Source organism: Streptomyces montanisoli (assembly GCF_017813245.1).
In the GTDB taxonomy this organism is placed as follows: domain Bacteria; phylum Actinomycetota; class Actinomycetes; order Streptomycetales; family Streptomycetaceae; genus Streptomyces; species Streptomyces montanisoli.
Genome location: NZ_JAGIQL010000320.1, coordinates 1 through 2,874 on the forward strand (window position 1 = coordinate 1; position 2,874 = coordinate 2,874).

Here is a 2,874-nt window from a genome sequence, read left to right on the forward strand (position 1 = left end):
CGTCGTCCGTGCGGTCCTCGCCGTCCGCCGGCGTCTCCGGCGCCTCGCCCTTCTTCAAGGGGTCGTGCGGCCGCCCCCGCGCCCCCCGCCGCCGACGTGTCCCGCGCCCCGGCGTCCCCGGCCGCCCCCGCGTGCCCCGCCATCCGTGTGTCCCCCGCCGTCAGCCGGGCGGTCCCGGCCTCATGGTGCCGCACGCCGGCGCCTCCGGGCGTCGATGAGCGCTTCCTGTACGTGCCGCAGCGGCTGCCCCTCCGTGTCCGTCGCGTGGCGCGTCCACTGGCCGTCCGCGCCGAGGTGCCACGACGAGGTCTCGTCGGACACGCCGGTGTCCAGCAGCCGGGTCAGCGCCGCGCGGTGGGCGGGGTCGGTGACCCGCACCAGGGCCTCGATGCGGCGGTCGAGGTTGCGGTGCATCATGTCGGCGCTGCCGAGCCACACCTCCGGCTCGCCGCCGTTGCAGAAGGCGAAGACCCGGGAGTGCTCGAGGAAGCGTCCGAGCACGGACCGCACACGGATGTTCTCGGACAGGCCCGGCACGTCGGGCCGCAGCGCGCAGATGCCCCGTACCCAGATGTCCACGGGCACCCCGGCCTGCGACGCCCGGTACAGGGCGTCGATGACGGCCTCGTCCACCATCGAGTTGACCTTGATCTTGATGTACGCGGGCCGTCCGGCGCGGTGGTGCGCGGTCTCCTTGCCGATCCGGGAGATCAGGCCGTCGCGCAGGGACCTCGGCGCGACGAGGAGCCGCCGGTAGGTCTCGCGGCGCGAGTAGCCGGAGAGGCGGTTGAACAGGTCGGACAGGTCGGCGCCCACCTGCGGGTCGGCGGTGAGCAGGCCGAGGTCCTCGTACAGCCGCGCCGTCTTCGGGTGGTAGTTGCCGGTGCCGACGTGGCTGTAGCGACGCAGGACGTCGCCCTCCTGCCGTACCACGAGCGACAGCTTGCAGTGGGTCTTCAGGCCCACGAGGCCGTACACGACGTGGCAGCCGGCCTCTTCGAGCTTGCGCGCCCACTTGATGTTGGCCTGCTCGTCGAAGCGCGCCTTGATCTCGACGAGGACGAGTACCTGCTTGCCCGACTCGGCCGCGTCGATCAGCGCGTCCACGATGGGCGAGTCGCCGGACGTCCGGTAGAGCGTCTGCTTGATCGCGAGGACATCGGGGTCGGCGGCGGCCTGCTCCAGGAAGGCCTGCACGGAGGTCGAGAACGAGTCGTACGGGTGGTGCAGCAGGACGTCGCGCTCGCGCACCGCCGCGAAGATGTCGGGCGCGGACGCGGACTCGACCTCAGCGAGGTCGCGGTGCGTGCCCGCGATGAACCGCGGGAACAGCAGCTCGGGCCGGTCGAGCGACGCCACGCCGAACAGCGCCGTCAGGTCGAGCAGCCCGGGCAGCGGATACACCTCGGCCTCGGACACCTTCAGCTCACGCACCAGCAGGTCGAGCACGTACGGGTCGATGGACTCCTCGACCTCCAGGCGCACCGGCGGCCCGAAGCGGCGCCGCATCAGCTCCTTCTCCAGGGCCTTGAGCAGGTTCTCGGCGTCGTCCTCCTCGACCTCCAGGTCCTCGTTGCGCGTGACCCGGAACATGTGGTGCGCGAGCACCTCCATGCCGGGGAACAGCTCTTCGAGGTGGGCGGCTATGACGTCCTCCAGCGGCACGTACCGCCCGGGGGAGGCCTCCAGGAAGCGGGAGAGCAGGGGCGGCACCTTGACGCGCGCGAAGTGGCGGTGGCCGCTGACCGGGTTGCGCACGACGACCGCGAGGTTCAGCGAGAGCCCGGAGATGTACGGGAACGGGTGGGCCGGGTCGACGGCGAGCGGGGTGAGGACGGGGAAGATCTGCCGGCGGAAGAGCGTGAACAGGCGTGCCTGCTCCGTCTCGCTCAGCTCGGGCCAGCGGACGAGGTGGATGCCCTCGTCGCCGAGCGCGGGGGCGACGTCCTGCTGGTAGCAGGCGGCGTGCCGGGCCATGAGCTCGCGGGAGCGCGTCCAGATCAGGTCGAGCACCTCGCGCGGCTGCAGGCCAGAGGCGGACCGGGTGGCCACGCCGGTGGCGATGCGGCGCTTGAGTCCCGCGACGCGCACCATGAAGAACTCGTCCAGGTTGGACGCGAAGATCGCGAGGAAGTTCGCACGCTCCAGCAGGGGCGTGGCCGGGTCCTCGGCGAGTTCGAGCACCCGCTCGTTGAAGGCGAGCCAGCTGCGCTCGCGGTCGAGGAAGCGCCCGCGCGGCAGCGCGTCAGCCCCGTCGGGGGCGCCGGCCTCCTCGTAGGCGTCGAGGTCCGAGTCGAGGTCGGGCTCCAGGTCGGAGACGGAGCCCGTGACGGCGTACGGCCGGTGCGCGGCGATGAACCCCACGGACGGCTCGGGCGTGGACGTACGCGCCTTGCGCCGCGTGCGCGCGGTGCTCGCGGTGGGGGGCAGGAGCTGCTGGTCCGGAACCTCGGCGGGCTGCTGACTCATGTCCCCATTCTTCCGCGCGGAAGCGGATACGGGCGTCCCGGAGCATGCGGGGACGGCGGGGTTCCTGCCGTGTGGGTGTGGGGCACAGCGGGCTGCATCCAGCGAGGATCGCAAGGCTGTCTGAACCGACGGTGACGACAAGATGACGCCCGAGCAAGCGCGGCCTGGCCGGGCGCTTCGGCCCGGCCAGGCCGCCGCGACTCCGCCCATGCCGCTTGTGCCGCGTCCGCGCCGGCCCCGCGCCTGTGCCCCTTGATTGGTTGAGCACACGTCTGTACTCCTGTCTCCGATGTATTTCGTATACCCTCTTCTGCTTGGAGAAAGGGGGGGGGGGGGGGGGGGGGGGGGGGGGGGGGGGGGGGGGGGGGGGGGGGGGGGGGGGGGGGGGGGGGGGGGGGGGGGGGG

Annotated in this window: 1 protein-coding gene; it reads right to left on the bottom strand. The window is 72.6% G+C overall.

Annotated features, from left to right (window positions below; genetic code table 11):
• Window positions 1-180 precede the first annotated feature (180 nt).
• Window positions 181-2,469, bottom strand: coding sequence for an RNA degradosome polyphosphate kinase (locus JFN87_RS32785; protein ID WP_209346106.1), 2,289 nt, complete (start codon window positions 2,467-2,469; stop codon window positions 181-183).
• Between the last annotated feature and the right edge of the window lie 405 nt (window positions 2,470-2,874).